The sequence below is a fragment of the Gordonia sp. SL306 genome, from assembly GCF_026625785.1.
In the GTDB taxonomy this organism is placed as follows: Bacteria; Actinomycetota; Actinomycetes; order Mycobacteriales; family Mycobacteriaceae; genus Gordonia.
This window is the reverse complement of the sequence record NZ_CP113063.1, coordinates 3,102,612-3,116,081: the sequence shown is the minus strand read 5'-3', so window position 1 is coordinate 3,116,081 and position 13,470 is coordinate 3,102,612. Positions and strand designations below refer to the sequence as shown.

Genomic DNA, 13,470 nt, shown 5'->3' with positions numbered 1-13,470 from the left:
TCGTCGTCTGCCGACCGGCGAGGCATCCGGCACGAAGCCGATCTGTGAGGGTGTTCACACCTTCGGCGGGGTCCGGTCAGCGGGTGGCGGCCGAGATGGCATCGCCGAATGCCGCTGCGAACTCCGCATCGGTCATGGGCTGGGTCGCCCCGGTCGCCGGCTTCGTGGCCGGGGTCGCCTCGCCGCCCACCGTGAGCTGGACGGTCACCGCCGCTGCGCCGGGGCGGGTGACGATCGCGTACCCGGCGAAGCCGATCTGGGTACTCACCGCACCGTCGGTCAGCGTTGTGGTGACCATCGACCGCATCGCTGTCGACTCTTGCACCGACGACCCGCGCTCGCCCGAATCCGGCGTCGGCACCGCGGTGTACCGGGTGACGATCCGCGCCCCACGCAGGTTCCCGCTGCCGATCACCGTGGTGGTGATCGCGCATCGCCCGGTCGTCGAACGGATGTCGGCGTCGATGTCGCGACGGGCGGTCGAGACGAGTTCGACCAACGAGCCCCCGTCACTGCGTGCCGCCAGCACTGCCGAGTTCGCTGCGGTCAGTTGCGGATTCAGATCCGCATCCGCGGTCGGACGGCATTCCGGCGGGGTGACGACCGCCGATCGCGCCGACTCGATCGGTCCCCGATTGCCCGCCACCAGGTCGGCCACCGACAACTGCGCAGGCGTGAAGCCCGCGGGTAGCTCACCGGGCGACATGAGCAGGTCGGCCGGGACCGCCGAGGGTGCCGGACCGGTCACCGGATCGGAACCACACCCGGCGACCACGGCCATCACCGCGGCCGCCGCGATGATCGCCGCAGCCGACCATCGGCGCCGGACCAGGACATGCACGCGGTCACCGTACCCTGAACATGCAGGCGAGCAGAGTGACGGGATCACGTCCCGACGACCCGCACCCATACACCCGCTCGGCCCCGGCAGGAGGTTGTCATGACCAAGACCTACGTCGGCTCACGGCTGCGCCAGCTCCGGTCGGAGCGTGGACTGTCCCAGGTCGCGCTCGCGCAGTCACTGGCCATCTCGCCCTCGTACCTCAACCAGATCGAACACGACGCCCGCCCGCTCACCGTGCCGGTGCTGTCGAAGATCACCGAGGTGTTCGGTATCGACGAGGAGTTCTTTGACTCTCAGGACAGCGTCCGACTGGTCGCCGAGCTGCGCGAGGTCCTACTCGACGACGACGTCGAGGCCGCGCCTGCGGCGACCGAGGCGCACACCATCAGCTCCCTGGTCGCCACCCACCCCGAGATCGCGCAGGCGATGGTGAATCTCCATCAGCGCTACCGCATCGCCACCGACCAACTGGCCGCTGCCACCGACGAACGAGGAGACCGGAGCATGCGCGGCTCCATCACGGCTCCCCACGAAGAAGTGCGCGACTACTTCTATCAGCGCCGCAACTACATTCACGAGCTCGACGTGGCCGCCGAGGAGATGACGGTGCGAATGCGGATGCACTCGGCCGACATCCGCCGGGAGATCGCCAACCGGCTCGAGAACGTGCACGGCGTCAGCATCATCCGTAGAGTCGATCTCGGCGACTACACCCTGCACCGATTCGACCCGGAGACACGCCGTCTGGAGTTCTCCGCCGCACTCTCGGCGGGACAACGCACGATGAAACTCGCCGCCGAGCTGGGCTACCTCGAATACGGGGATCTGCTCGACCGGCTGGTCGACGACGGCAACTTCACCAGCGACGAGGCCCGGTCACTGGCACTGCTGGGGCTGGCCAATTACTTCGCCGCAGCGGCGGTCCTCCCGTACAGCCAGTTCCACGGCGCGGCCGAGGATTTCCGATACGACATCGAGAGACTGTCGGCGTTCTACTCGGTGTCCTACGAGACGATCTGCCACCGGCTCTCGACGCTCCAGCGGCCCAATCTGCGGGGCATCCCCTGGTCGTTCGTCCGCGTCGACCGAGCGGGGAACATGTCGAAACGGCAGTCCGCCACCGGGTTCCACTTCTCCTCCAGCGGGGGCACCTGTCCCCTGTGGAATGTCTACGAGACCTTTGGATCGCCGGGCAAGATCCTCACCCAGATCGCCGAGATGCCCGACGGCCGTGACTATCTCTGGGTCGCCCGGACCGTCGAGCGTCGCGCCGCCCGATATGGACAACCCGGCAAGACATTCGCCATCGGACTCGGGTGCGAACTCCGCCACGCGGGCCGGGTCATCTACTCCGACGGGCTCGAGATAGGCCCGCAGGCGCAGATCACACCGATCGGCGCGGGCTGTCGGGTGTGCGAACGCCAGAACTGTGCGCAGCGCGCGTTCCCGGCGCTCGGCGCAACGCTGCACATCGACGAGCACCGCAGCACGGTGTCCCCCTATATGACGAATTGACCATCAAACCAGCCCAATTGATGTGATCCCGATCACAATTCAATCACGGTTACGTATGTAGGTCGTGTGTCCCAGTCAATCGACTTGGACGCGGTCGTACGCTTCGGCCAGTGAGGAGGTCAACGGGGATTCCCCTCACACCCGAGAGGGAGTACGCCATGAAGCGGAAACGCTCATACCTTGCGGCCCTTCGATTCCGGGGTGGCGTCGCCACCCTCGGGGCGGTCGCCGTCCTCACCGCCATCACCGTGATCACCTCGGTGACCTACGCCGCACCGGCTGCGGCCGAACCACCGAACATGCTCCCGGTCCCGTCGCAGGTGCCGCACGCCATCAACGGTGCGCTGCCGCCCCCACCGTTCCCGCGACTCGGCAGGATTCCACTGCGCGCTCAGGCCAAGGGGTTCGACCATCGCACACTGGAATTGCGCGAGGCCGCCCTGCCGTCGCCTACCGGTGACCCGATGTTCGATCGCTGGCCGACGAATCTCGCGGCGCTGGCACCGGGACAGATCATCGCCACCCGCGACGTGACGGCGACCGCCGCGCCGGTCGTGACAGCCCCCATCCGGTTCGCGCGGTTGATCAAGTTCCGCAGCACCGACGCCACCGGTGCCCCATCGTTCGGCACCGCGACGATCCTTGCACCGCGGACGTCGCGCCCAACCGCATCGCACCCGATTCTCGTCAACAATCTCCCCATCGATTCGCTCGGCACCGCATGCGACCCGGGATACACTTTGGCACATGGCTTTTCGATAGCCACCAATGTCACCGATCTCATCCCCCCGACCACCCAGCTGGCTCTCTCCCACGGATACGCCGTGCTCATCCCCGACCACCAGGGCCCACGGATGGCATATGCGGAACCCGTCGTCGCGGGCCATGTGGTGCTCGACGCCATCCGAGCCGCGGGCAACCTCGACCGCCGTTCCTTCGGGGTATCGCGGGTCGCCATGACCGGTTACTCCGGTGGGGCGATCGCCACCAACGGTGCGACGAAGCTGCTCGCCGGATACGCCCCGGAACTGATCGGCCGCGTCGTAGGTGCCGCGCTCGGTGGGGTACCCGCCGATTTCCGCATGCTCGTCGGCAGCATGAACGCGAATCTCGCTACCGGCCTCTTCCATGCCGCCACCTTTGGCATCGCACGCGAGCGGACCGAGATCCTGCCGATGGCAAATGATTTCGCGCAGTGGCTGGCCACTTCGCCGCTGAAGAACGTGTGCACCGTCCCCGCCGCTCTCGCGGGCCAGACCTTCTGGCCGATGCAGCTCCTGTCGAACAACCCGGACCCGTTCCACTCACCGGTCGCCGAGCACATCTACCGGGTGACCAAGATGGCCGACCTCAAATCGGCTGTCCCCCTGTATATCTACCACGGAACCCAGGAGTGGTGGATTCCCGCGGCAGGCGCCCGGAACCTGTATCGGGAGCAGTGCCTGCTGGGCGCACGGGCCACGTACCGCGAGATATTCGGCGAGCATGTCAGCGCCGCCGTGCTGGGATTCCCGGCCGCCGCGCAGTGGCTCGATCGCCGACTACGCGGAATCCCTGCCGGTGACGAATGTCGCGGGGCACGCACTCCCCGGTGACCTCCGGCGGGTAACCAACCGCATTCGGATTCCGCGCGCGGCCACGCACCCCAGCCCCTAGGATCATCGGAGATGAGTACGCGAGTCAGGGTGCGGCGGTGGTGACCACCGTCGGCCGATCCCGAATCGCCCGCAGCAGTACAAGGAGTGAGAGATGCCGGCGATGAACGGGTGGGGTCGAGTCCTGCGACGGGCACTGACGGGTGCGATGGCGACAATCACGGTCATGTGCGCGACGGCGGCCACCGCGACAGCCGATCCGCCGAACATGTCGCCGCTGCCGGCCCAGATCCCGCGCGACATCGAGGACAGCGTCCCCGCGCCGACGCTCCCGAACCTGTCGCGCATCCCTTTGCGCGCGCAGACACCCGGCGCCACCAGGGAGTTCCAAGAGCTGCGGGAGGCGATCATGCCGTCGCCGACCGGTGACGACTTCTTCGACGTCTGGCCGGGCGATCTCGCACATCACCGGCCCGGTGACATCCTCCGCAGTCGTTCGGTCGCGAAGGTCGCGGCGCCGCTCCTCGAGGTCCGCGTCGGTTATGCGCGGCAGATCAAGTTCCGGACCGTCGACGCCCAGAACCGGCCGTTGTTCGCCACTGCCACCCTTTTTGTGCCACCCGCACCGTGGCAGGGGCCCGGTGCCCGTCCGGTGGTGGTGAACAACCCACCGATCGTCGCACTGGGCACGCGATGCACGACGGGCTACACCTTCGCGCACGGCAAGAGTGGCGACACCAACAACACCGACCTGCGCCCGGAGACCACCCAGGAGTCACTCGCCAGGGGCTATGCCGTGATCGTGCCCGATCACACGGGGGCCAGGATGGCGTACGCGGAACCGTACGTCGCGGCACACGTCGTCCTCGACTCGGTCCGCGCTGCCGCGTCCTTCGATCGGAAGAACTTCGGCGCAGGCCCCATCGCGATGCTCGGCTACTCGGGCGGGGCCATCGCCACGAATGCGACGGCGAAGCTGGTGTCGACGTACGCGCCCGAACTGGCGAACCGGTTTGTCGGCGCCGCGATCGGTGGGGTGCCCGCCGACTACCGAACGCTGGCCGGATCGATGAACGCGAACCTCGCGTCCGGCGTCTTCCATGCGGCGGTCCTGGGGATCGCCCGCGAGCGTCCCGAACTCCTGCCGATGGCGAACAACCTGGCCCGGCGGCTGGCCACAAACGACATGCTGAAGAATCTGTGCACCGGGACGATGGGCTACTTCGGCTTCACCTTCGCGCCGACCCAGATCCTCTCCACCGATCCGGACCCGTTCCGCTCACCGGTCGCCGAGCGCATCTTCGACATCACCGCGATGAGCGGCGACAAGGCCGCGATGCCGATCTACATCTACCACGGTGCACAGGAATGGTGGATTCCCGCGAGCCAGGCGCGCGCGCTGTTCGCCGAACAATGCCGGCTGGGCGCCAACGCGAGCTACCGCGAGTATCCCGGGGAGCACATGACGACGGTGTTCGTCGGGTTCCGTGACGCGATGAACTGGCTCGATGACCGGCTGTCCGGTCATCGGCCGGTCAGCCGGTGTCCGCGCCGATGACCCGGTCACAGCCGGCGTCAGCTGCAGCTCAGTAGACGAGGACGCGGACGTTCTCCGCGACGCATGCCGGCTTCTCGACGCCCTCGATCTCGATCGTGTTCTTGACGACCATGTTGACGCCCGCCGGTGTCTCGTCGATCGAGGTGATCACGGCATTCGAACGGATTCGAGAACCGACCTTCACCGGGTTGGGAAAACGGACCTTGTTCGCGCCGTAGTTGATGACCAGTTTCGGGCCCTCGACGGTGAAGATGCCGCCGGCCAGCACCGGGAGCAGGGACAGCGTCAGGTAGCCGTGCGCGATCGTCGCACCGAACGGGCCGTCCTTCGCACGTTCGGGATCCACGTGGATCCACTGATGGTCGCCGGTCGCCTCCGCGAAGGCGTCGACGCGCTCCTGAGTGATCTCCAACCATTCGCCGGAACCCAGATCCTCGCCGATCGCGGCCTTCATTTCCTCGACACTGGTGAACGTTCGATGTGTGGTGCTCGTCATAGTTTCGGTAGTCTACCGTGGGCGTCATGAGCACTCCCCACGTCGCGCCCGACGACACCGGTACGCCCCGTGTCGCCCCCGGCGGCCTCCGTGAACTCGGCCCGATCAACTGGGTGTTCGCCCGCGGCGCGGCCCGGGTGATCGGTGTCGACAACGCACGCATCTTCTCCACGCTGGGCCGGGCGAAGGGGCTGTTCCGCGCCTGGCTGCATTTCGGCGGGCGGCTGATGCCGTTCGGAGCCTTGTCGCGCAAGGAATCCGAGATGATCATCATCCGGGTCGCGCACCTGCGCGACTGCGACTACGAGCTCGATCACCATCGACGGCTTGGTGCTCGGGCGGGCATCAGGGGCGAGACCTTCGATCGAGTGCTGGAAGGCCCGGATGCCGGCTGGGGCGACCGCGAGCGGGCGCTGCTGCAGGCCACCGATGAACTCGTCACGGCCAAGGACATCAGCGACAATACGTGGGCGGCTCTCCGCCGCCATCTCGATGACGGCAAGCTGATCGCGTTCGTCCTGCTGGTCGGGCAATACGACATGCTCGCGACCACCATCGGCACCCTGCGGGTCCAGCGGGACACCCGGGTCTGATCCACACCATTGCGATCCACACCATTCCGGGGGGCGACATGGATTCGATCGCGCAGCAGTTGATGCGCAACACGGTGTTCTCCCATGTGTACGAACAACTCTGGCGACCTGTGTTCACCCGGTTGTTCAGCCTCGGCGGATCCGGTACCGCCGATTTCGACGCGGCTCTGTCCGCTTACCTGTCGCGGCCCGGCGATCGGCTGATGCTCGACGTCGCCTGCGGCCCCGGCAATTACACGCGCCGATTCGCCGAGGGCCTGAGCGGCGACGGCCGATGCGTCGGCATCGACTTCTCTCCGTCGATGCTCGCCAAGGCGATCCGGACCAACACCATCGAGCGCACGAGCTATGTCCGGGCCGATGCGCACTCGATCCCGTTTGCGGACAACACCTTCGACACCGTCACGTGCCTGGCGGCGCTCTATCTCATCCCTGATCCGCTGCCCGTCGTCGACGAGTTGCTCCGGGTCACGCGCCCTGGAGGCGAGGTGGTGATCTTCACGTCCGTACGCACCGATCTCACCTCCGTGCCGGGTGTCCGCGAGATCGCGGGGATGTCGGGCTATCGGATCTTCGGCAGACACGAGATCGTCGAGCGGCTGCACGCGGCCGGCGCCGAGCACGTCGAGCAGACCATCACGGGCCAGGGGCAATACGTCCTCGCCACCAAGGCGGGCTGACCTCGTCGCTGTTCAGAAGTCCCGATAGTCCCGCACCGACATACGCGGCCCGCGCCGCTGCGGCCGCGGGCCGTGGAGTTCGATCATCCGGATGATCCGCTGGCGTTGCCCCGCATAGGGTTCGAGCAGTTCGAGCATGCCGTCGTCGTCGACGGGTTCGCCGATCAGGGCCTGCCCCACCAGCGACGGGATGTGGTAATCGCCCACGTTGACCACGTCGGCGTCGCCGACTGCGCGCGCGCGTGTCTCCGCCTCGGTCCACCGGCCTACGCCACGGAGTAGTCGAAGGTGATCGGGATGGCGTTCCACGTCCATCGAGGTCGCGCCGCGGATGGTGCGCATCCGCACCGGCTCGATACCGCTGCGATGCCATTCCCAACTGGGAATCCGCGCCCACGTCGGCTGCGGCGGCGGAACCCGCATGGTGTCCGGTACCGGGCCCGGAGCCCGCTCTCCGTAGCGCCGCAACAGGTATCGCCACGCCCGCCACGCCTCGGTACCGACGACCTTCTGCTCGAGGATGGCCGGCACCAGCGCCTCCCACACCCGGTCGGTGCGCCCGATCCGCAGACCCTCAGATTGCCGAACCAGACGTTCGACGACGGGGTCGCACGGCTCGAGCGCACTCGGATCATCCTGCGCGCCGAGGAAATCCGGCATCTGGTCGAGGAGCCACGCGGCACCCGCCCCCCACGCGCGACCGATGACCGTGGTGCCGTCGAAGTCGACTGTCAGAGTGCCCGGACCGTCCGGAGTGTGGACCGCTCGCCAGACCGAGCCGTCACGGCCATAGACAAAGGCGGGGTCGCCGCTGCCGCGACGGAGATGTCCGACCGTCGCGCTGATGTCCAACGGCCACGGCGGCACCCACGACCGCTGCGCAGTCATGGCGATTCCGTAGCAATAGCCCGCGGCCGGCGCGGACCATTGCTACGCATCGACGGTCACAGGTTGATCATGTGGCCGATCGCGCCGTGGAAGGTCTCCTGCATCGCCTCCGACAACGTCGGGTGGGTGTGCACGTTGCGCGCGAGTTCCTTGGCGGTCAGATCCCATTTGTGGGCCAGCGTCATCTCGGGAAGCATCTCGGAGACGTTGTCGCCCACCAGGTGACCACCGAGCAGCTCGTCGGTGTCGGCGTTGGTGAGCAGCTTCGCGAAGCCGGCGGTCTCGCCGAGACCCTGGGCCTTGCCGTTGGCACTGAACGGGAACGTGGTGGCCTTGACGTTGTAGCCCTCGTCCTTCGCTTGCGCCTCGGTGAGCCCGAACGAGGCGACCTGCGGCTGGCAGAACGTGGCGCGCGGCATGAAGCGGTAGTCGCCGAGCGTCATCGTCTCCGCACCGGCCATCACCTCGGCGGCCACCACGCCCTGCGCTTCGGCGACGTGCGCGAGCATCAGCTTCGCGGTGACGTCGCCGATGGCGTAGATGTTGTCGACGTTGGTCCGCATGAAGTCGTCGATGGCGATGGCACCGCGGTCGGTCAGCTCGACACCGGTGTTCTCGAGGCCGAAGCCCTCGACGCGCGGGGCGAAGCCAACGGACATCAGGACCTTGTCGACGGTGATCTCACCGTCGTTGTCCTTGGCGTCCCGGTAACTCACGGTGACGCTGTCGCCGTTGTCCTTGACGGTCTGCACCTTGGTGGAGGTCAGGACCTTGACCCCGAGCTTCTTGTATTCCTTGGCGATGGCCTTGGACGCGTCGACGTCCTCGTTCGGCAGCACGCGGTCGAGGAACTCGACGATGGTGACGTCGACACCGTAGTTGGCGAGCACGTAGCCGAACTCCATACCGATGGCGCCTGCGCCGACGATCACGATCGACTTCGGCAGCTCACGGGTGAGGATCTGGGTCTCATAGGTGACCACGTTGTCCGAGAGCTCGACACCGGGCAGCAGCTTCACAGTGGAGCCGGTGTTGATGATGACGTTGTCGAAGGTGATCTCGCGATCGCCCACGACGATGGTCTTGGCGTCCTTGAACTTCCCGTATCCGTCGATCTCGGTGATCTTGTTCTTCTTCATCAGGAAGTGGACGCCCTTGACGATGCCGTCCGACACCTTGCGGCTCCGGTCGAAGGCCGCGCCGAAATCGAACGAGACGTCGCCGGTCATGCCGAAGGTCTTCGCCTGATGGTTGAAGATGTGGGCGAGCTCGGCGTTCCGCAGAAGCGCCTTGGACGGGATGCATCCGACGTTGAGGCAGACGCCGCCCCAGTACTTCTCTTCGATGACGGCGGTTTTCATGCCCAGCTGGGCAGACCGGATCGCGGCCACGTACCCACCTGGACCTGCACCCAGGACAACTGTTTGAAAGTGTTCAGACACGTCTGCCAGCCTACGTCGCACCATGTCGCGGCCGCAGGGCGTCCCCGTACCGGGCGGTAACTTTCCCGCCCTCCGGGAGTATTTCAATCAATGATTGAATCGCTGATTGAGTTGTGCTTCCATCGACAGCATGCCCGCGCCGACAGCCACTCATCGCGGCGAACCGACCCGGACGGCACTCCTCACCGCGGCCGAGTCGCTGTTCCTCACCGACGGGTACGAACAGGTATCGGTGCGTGCCATCTGCGCAGCGGCCGACGCGAACCCGGCAGCTGTCCACTACCACTTCGGTTCCAAGGATCGACTTGCCGTCGAACTCCTCGAAGACCGACTGGCCCCACGCTGGGCCGACCCTCTCGACCGGTTCGACCCCGCAACCTCCGACCTCACCTCACTCGTCGACCTGATCCTGGCGCCCTTTGTCGACATCCAGGACGACCCGGTCGGCCGCCTCCATCTACGGCTGCTGGCGCGTTTCGTCCTCACGCATCCGCAGGCCACCTGGACCCGTCCCTGGTTTCAGCTCGACCGCTGGTCCGGGGTACTCGTCCGGCTGATCGACGGCATCTCCGACGACGACGCGTGCCGCCGGTGGGGTCTCGCGTTCCAGCTCGTGCTCACCCAGTTCGGCGGTGAGCAACCACTGTCACCTGCCGCCACCGCGGCACTCGCGGACTTCGTCGTCGCCGGACTCGCCGTGCCCACCCGCACATCCCCACGTGCAACCCCACCCGCAGCCCAGCCCCAGGAGAACTCATGACCGCGCCCGATCCCTTCACCCCGGCACGTCTCGGACCGCTGACGCTGCGCAATCGCCTGATCAAGTGCGCGACCTTCGAGGGCGCCACCCCCGACGCCCTGGTGACCGACGACCTCGTCGAGTTCCACCGCGAGGTCGCCGCGGGCGGCGTCGCGATGAGCACGGTGGCCTACTGCGCCGTGGCCCCCGAAGGCCGTACCGACCGACACCAGATCTGGCTGCGAGACGAGGCGATGCCAGGTCTCCGACGGCTCACCGACGCCATCCACTCCGAAGGCGCCCTGGCCGCCGCACAGCTCGGACACGCGGGTCCGGTGGCGAACTCGGTGTCCAATCGCAAGAAAGCGCTCGGCCCCTCCCGCATCCCGGCACCGATGGGCATGTCCGTCACCCAGAAGCTCGACGCCGACGGGATCACCGCAATGCTGGCGACCTTTCGTCGAGCGGCCCGCATCGCGGTCGACTCGGGGTTCGACGGCCTCGAGATCCACTGCGGCCACAACTATCTGGTCAGTAGCTTCCTGTCCCCGCTGCTCAATCACCGCCACGACGGCTACGGCGGCTCCCTGGTCAACCGTGCCCGGTTCGCCCGCGAGGTCGTCGAGGCGGTACGCGACGAGGTGGGCGACGAGGCCGCGGTCTGGGCCAAGCTCAACATGTACGACGGCGTCGGCACGCCCGGCACCGGCCACCGCAGTCGATTCAGCGGTTTCAACATCGACGAGGCGTGTGCCGTGGCGCAACTCCTCGAGTCCGACGGCCACCTCGATGCGATCGAGCCCACCGCAGGCAGCTCACTGCTCAACCCGATGTATCTCTTCCACGGCGACCCGCCCCGCGACGAGTTCGCCGACGTGTTCCGCGGCGCGATGCGCGCCGGGCTGAAGGCGATGGGCCCGATCTTCCTCAAGCACTACGAGTATCACGACGCCTATCTGCTGCCCCTCGCACGACAGCTCCGCGCTGCGGTGCGCATGCCCCTGATCCTGTTGGGCGGCATCACCGATCGACCCTCGATGGAACTGGCGCTCGCGGAAGGCTTCGACTTCGTGGCGATGGGCCGTGCCCTGCTGCGCGAACCGGACCTGCCGCTGCGCATCCAGGCCGACCCGAGCACGACGTCGCGCTGCGTGCACTGCAATCTGTGCATGCCGACCATCTACAGCCACACCCGCTGCCCTATCCGGACGGGCGAGGTCCCCGATCCGCTCGCCGTCGAGGCCGCCGCACGGTGACGCCGGCGTCGGTTCAGCGTGTGAACTCGCCGTTCGACGTCCCGTCGTCGTAGTACTCCACGGTCATCCGTGAGCCGGCCGCGCCGTCGAAGGTGACCTTGGAGATCGATCCCGGCTCGGCGTTCTCGGTGCGCAGCGTGAACGTGAAGGTATTGCCGTCCCAGTGCGTCAGCTCGTGCGTCGTCTTCCCGTCGGGCCCCAGCGCGAGGATGAGCTTGCCGTTCTGCTCGCGGACGACGGCAGGCCCGTACACGTCGTTCTGATACGTGCCTGCATAGGTCGACAGCGGCTGCGCCGGCGCCGGGTTCGCAGGCGGCTGCTGTCCCACGAGGGTGCCGGAGGGCTTGTTCATCTCGGCGTAGCCGTGGGCGTACAGGGTGCGCCAATCGTGGCGTACCTCGCCGAACGCGACGATGTCGGCGAACTCGCCGGTCAGCGCGTCCACAGCCCCGATGGGAGCGGCGTTGGACAGCGCGACGATCGCGACGTCGGCCGACGGCATGACCAGGAAGTTCGTCCCGGCCCCCATCGAGAAGGCCCCGGAGTGGCTGTATTGCGTGCGGGCCCCTTCGGTGACCGAGACGTTGAATCCGTAACCGTAATAACCGGCCCGTGCGTCCGGTGAACCGGCGGGCGACGAGATCATCTCCGGCGTCACTGCCGGCAGCAGCGCATCCTCACCGACGATCTGCTTGCCGTTGTACATCCCGTTGCCGAGCAGCATCGCCATCCAATGCGTCAGGTCGTTCACCGACGACGAGATACCACCCGCCGGTGACTGGGCGTCGGGATCACGCTGCTGCGGTGTCCTGACCCAGTTGCCACCGTCCTGCACGTGGCCGACCACCCGGTCGGGCTCGGCCTCGAAGTCGCGAAACCGGGAACTGGTGTGAGTCATGCCGAGTGGACCGTAGAGCGCCTGCTCCGAGAGCGTCGCCCAGTCCGACCCCGCCTTCCGAGCAGCCGACTCGGCCGCCGCGGTCACCCCGAAGTTGGTGTAGTTGTAGGTGACGCGGAACGGGTCCAGTGGCATGTAGCGCAACCGGGCGAGGATCTGGTCCCGGTCGTATCCGAGCTCTTCGAGTTTGTCCCCCGCGTGATCGGGCAGCCCGGAACGATGCGAGTACATGTCCCCGATGGTGACGTTCTGGCTCACGTAGAGGTCGGAGAGTGCGAAGCCCGGAAGATTCGGCGCGACCGGGGTGTCCCACCCCACCACCTTGTCGGTGATCAACTTCGCGATCACGGTGGAGCCAATCGACTTCGACATCGATGCCAGCGGGAACACCGTATCCGCGTCGACTTTTCGGTCGGTGCCCACCTCCGAGACGCCGAACCCCTTCGCATACACCGACTTTCCGCCGTGAACCACGGCGACGGCCATCCCCGGGATCTTGGTGGACCTCATCAGGGAACCGACGAGGCCATCGAGCTCTCCGACGGCGGTGTCCACCGCATTATCCGGGAGGCCCTGCGCGACGGCGGTGTTCGGATCACCGGGCTCCTCTGCGGCGGACGCCGCGGACGACGAGGGACCGGACACCGACGACGACTCCGATGACGACGTATCGCACGCGGCGACGGCGGTGGCGGCGACCACCGCGACGACCACGACGGCGGTCGACCGTCGGGTTCGCGCGCGCGATGAGGTTCGAACGCCCATGAGTCCATACCTGCTTCCTCGAGGTGCCCACTGGCCCCGACCAGGCGCGACGCCCGTTCGATCGACCACAGAATATCCGCAATCGGAACTTCTCGGGCGTGGTTGCGCGGAGTCGGGGTGACCGAACCATCCGGGCTCCGAAGTCCGCGGGGGCGTGTGAGTGTTACGCCGGCGTTGCGCCGAGCCCCCTGATGAGAACGT

Annotated in this window: 12 protein-coding genes; 7 read left to right on the top strand and 5 right to left on the bottom strand. The window is 66.9% G+C overall.

Translation table 11 applies throughout. The features are described 5' to 3' along the window. Positions 1-76: 76 nt before the first annotated feature. Positions 77-841 (bottom strand): hypothetical protein, encoded by a 765-nt coding sequence (locus OVA31_RS14190; RefSeq protein ID WP_267627277.1) that lies wholly within the window; start codon positions 839-841, stop codon positions 77-79. A 99-nt stretch (positions 842-940) separates the two neighbouring features. On the opposite strand from OVA31_RS14190, the gene ramB reads away from it, so the two are divergent. The 3 genes from ramB (at position 941) to OVA31_RS14175 (ending at position 5,512) form a co-directional block, all read left to right on the top strand. Next, positions 941-2,359: an acetate metabolism transcriptional regulator RamB gene (gene ramB, locus OVA31_RS14185; protein WP_164307662.1), complete on the top strand. Its 1,419-nt coding sequence runs from the start codon at positions 941-943 to the stop codon at positions 2,357-2,359. A gap of 158 nt (positions 2,360-2,517) precedes the next feature. Then, positions 2,518-3,954, top strand: a complete 1,437-nt coding sequence (locus tag OVA31_RS14180; protein ID WP_267627276.1) for a lipase family protein — start codon at positions 2,518-2,520, stop codon at positions 3,952-3,954. Positions 3,955-4,108: 154 nt separating this feature from the next. Further along, complete coding sequence (locus OVA31_RS14175) at positions 4,109-5,512, top strand: lipase family protein (protein WP_267627275.1); 1,404 nt, start codon at positions 4,109-4,111, stop codon at positions 5,510-5,512. 28 nt (positions 5,513-5,540) lie between these two features. Here the strand turns inward: OVA31_RS14175 and OVA31_RS14170 are convergent, their stop codons facing one another. After that, positions 5,541-6,008, bottom strand: coding sequence for a MaoC family dehydratase (locus OVA31_RS14170; RefSeq protein WP_267627274.1), 468 nt, complete (start codon positions 6,006-6,008; stop codon positions 5,541-5,543). Positions 6,009-6,034: 26 nt separating this feature from the next. On the opposite strand from OVA31_RS14170, the gene OVA31_RS14165 reads away from it, so the two are divergent. Then, the gene (locus OVA31_RS14165) at positions 6,035-6,601 is read left to right on the top strand and encodes a carboxymuconolactone decarboxylase family protein (RefSeq protein WP_267627273.1); all 567 of its coding nucleotides are present in this window, start codon (positions 6,035-6,037) and stop codon (positions 6,599-6,601) included. A 38-nt stretch (positions 6,602-6,639) separates the two neighbouring features. Then, positions 6,640-7,281, top strand: coding sequence for a class I SAM-dependent methyltransferase (locus OVA31_RS14160; protein WP_267627272.1), 642 nt, complete (start codon positions 6,640-6,642; stop codon positions 7,279-7,281). A 12-nt stretch (positions 7,282-7,293) separates the two neighbouring features. On the opposite strand, the gene OVA31_RS14155 is transcribed toward OVA31_RS14160, so the two are convergent. Both OVA31_RS14155 and lpdA read right to left on the bottom strand, forming a co-directional pair. Next, entirely contained in the window at positions 7,294-8,169 is an 876-nt protein-coding gene (locus OVA31_RS14155; protein WP_267627271.1) for a DNA-3-methyladenine glycosylase family protein, read from the bottom strand. Between the two features lie 56 nt (positions 8,170-8,225). Next, on the bottom strand, positions 8,226-9,611 hold the full coding sequence (gene lpdA, locus OVA31_RS14150) for a dihydrolipoyl dehydrogenase (protein WP_267627270.1): 1,386 nt from the start codon (positions 9,609-9,611) through the stop codon (positions 8,226-8,228). 130 nt (positions 9,612-9,741) lie between these two features. Between lpdA and OVA31_RS14145 the strand changes: the two genes are divergently transcribed. Both OVA31_RS14145 and OVA31_RS14140 read left to right on the top strand, forming a co-directional pair. Further along, entirely contained in the window at positions 9,742-10,371 is a 630-nt protein-coding gene (locus OVA31_RS14145; protein WP_267627269.1) for a TetR/AcrR family transcriptional regulator, read from the top strand. Next, positions 10,368-11,606, top strand: coding sequence for an NADH:flavin oxidoreductase (locus tag OVA31_RS14140; protein WP_267627268.1), 1,239 nt, complete (start codon positions 10,368-10,370; stop codon positions 11,604-11,606). Before OVA31_RS14145 ends, OVA31_RS14140 begins: the two co-directional genes overlap by 4 nt. 13 nt (positions 11,607-11,619) lie before the next feature. On the opposite strand, the gene OVA31_RS14135 is transcribed toward OVA31_RS14140, so the two are convergent. Continuing rightward, a complete protein-coding gene (locus OVA31_RS14135; RefSeq protein WP_267627267.1) occupies positions 11,620-13,269 on the bottom strand; it encodes a serine hydrolase in 1,650 nt (549 codons plus the stop codon). Between the last annotated feature and the right edge of the window lie 201 nt (positions 13,270-13,470).